Annotated in this window: 1 protein-coding gene; it reads left to right on the plus strand. The window is 69.9% G+C overall.

The window, feature by feature from the left end; genetic code table 11:
* Positions 1 to 120: 120 nt before the first annotated feature.
* Positions 121 to 2,302, plus strand: a 2,182-nt coding sequence (glgX, locus tag ACFVYA_RS49855) for a glycogen debranching protein GlgX (protein WP_387055689.1), incomplete at its 3' end; no start/stop codon positions are given.

Below are 2,302 nucleotides of genomic sequence, written 5' to 3' on the forward strand. Positions count from 1 at the left end.
CGGTGCGCACCGCGGTCCCGCGCCGGGTGGTGCGTCCGGGTGAGGAGGGCGACGTCACGGTGTCCGGGGCCGCCCGGCTGGGTATTCCCGCCGGAGATCACTCGCACCTGTGGAGGCCCAGTGCAGCCTTGGCCCGGTTCCCCCTACCCGCTCGGGGCCGATTACGACGGCGTCGGCACCAATTTCGCGCTCTTCTCCGAGGTCGCCGACCGCGTCGACCTGTGCCTGTTCGCCCCGGACGGAACCGAGACCCGGATCCGGCTGCCGGAGGTCGACGGCTTCGTCCACCACGGCTACCTCACCGGTATCGGTCCCGGCCAGGAGTACGGCTTCCGGGTCCACGGGCCGCACGACCCCGCCGGCGGGCTGCGGTGCAACCCCGCCAAGCTGCTGCTCGACCCGTACGCCAAGGCCGTCACCGGCCGGGTGGACTGGGACGAATCCGTGTTCGGCTACCGCTTCGGCCGGCCCGAGGAGCGCAACGACGACGACTCGGCGGCGCACACCGTCCGCGCGGTCGTCGTCAACCCGTACTTCGACTGGGCCAACGACCGGCCGCCGAAGGTGCCGTACAACGAGACCGTCGTCTACGAGGCCCACGTCCGCGGGCTGACCAAGCTCCACCCGGACATCCCGGAGGAGCTGCGGGGGACGTACTCCGGGCTGGCGCACCCGGTGATGATCGAGTACCTGAAGACCCTCGGCGTCACGGCCGTCGAGCTGATGCCGGTCCACCAGTTCCTGCACGACCACGCCCTGACCGAGCGCGGCCTCGCCAACTACTGGGGCTACAACACCATCGCCTACTTCGCGCCGCACAACGAATACGCCGCCTCGATCATGCCCGCGACCCCGGGCAGCGAGGTGCACGAGTTCAAGGCGATGGTGCGGACGCTGCACGAGGCGGGCATCGAGGTCATCCTCGACGTCGTCTACAACCACACCGCCGAGGGCAACCACCTCGGGCCCACGCTGTCCATGCGCGGCATCGACAACCAGGCCTACTACCGGCTGGTCGAGAACGACCCGCAGTACTACATGGACTACACCGGCACCGGGAACTCGCTCAACGTGCGCCAGCCGCACACCCTGCAGCTGATCATGGACTCGCTGCGGTACTGGGTGACCGAGATGCACGTCGACGGCTTCCGGTTCGACCTCGCCGCCACGCTCGCCCGCGAGTTCTACGACGTCGACCGGCTGGCCACGTTCTTCGACCTGGTCCAGCAGGACCCGGTGGTGAGCCAGGTCAAGCTGATCGCCGAACCCTGGGACGTCGGCCCCGGCGGCTACCAGGTCGGCAACTTCCCGCCGCTGTGGACCGAGTGGAACGGCGCCTACCGGGACACCGTCCGCGACTTCTGGCGCGGCGAGCCGGCGACGCTGGGCGAGTTCGCCTCCCGGATCACCGGCTCGTCGGACCTCTACCAGAACGACGGCCGCCGCCCGTTCGCGTCGATCAACTTCGTCACCGCGCACGACGGCTTCACCTTGAACGACCTGGTGTCCTACAACGAAAAGCACAACGAGGCCAACGGCGAGGACGGCCGCGACGGCGCCGACGACAACCGGTCGTGGAACTGCGGCGCGGAAGGCCCGACCGAGGACGAGAAGGTCCTCGACCTGCGCGCCCGCCAGCGCCGGAACCTGATCGCCACCCTGCTGCTGTCGCAGGGCGTGCCGATGCTCCTGCACGGCGACGAGTTCGGCCGCACCCAGCAGGGCAACAACAACGCCTACTGCCAGGACAACGAGCTGTCCTGGGTGGATTGGTCCCTGCTGGAGCGCAACCGCGAGCTGTTCGAGTTCACCTCGGCGGTGGTGGATCTGCGCCACCAGCACCCGGTGTTCCGCCGCCGCCGCTTCTTCGCCGGCCGCCCGATCCGCCGCGGCGACGAGCTGCGCGACATCGCCTGGTTCACCCCGGCGGGCGACGAGATGACCGACCAGGACTGGGAGGCGGGCTTCGGCCGCAGCATCATGGTCTTCCTCAACGGAACGGCGATCCCCGACCTCGACGCCCGCGGGGAGCGCGTGGTGGACGACTCGTTCCTGCTCTGCTTCAACGCCCACGACGACGACATCACGATGACGATCCCCGACGGCGAATACGGCGAGGAGTGGGCGATCGTGCTCGATTCGGCCACCGGCGAGGTGTTCCACCGGTCCGTGGGCGGCGTCCTGGTCGGCGGCGTGGCCGGCGACCGGCTGGCGACCCCGCGCACGGTGCCGGGCAAGGGCACCCTCGTCGTCGGCGGCCGGTCGCTGACCATGCTCTTGCGCACCGGGGAGCAGGCGGGGT

This window comes from Amycolatopsis sp. NPDC058278, from assembly GCF_042881395.1.
GTDB lineage: Bacteria > Actinomycetota > Actinomycetes > Mycobacteriales > Pseudonocardiaceae > Amycolatopsis.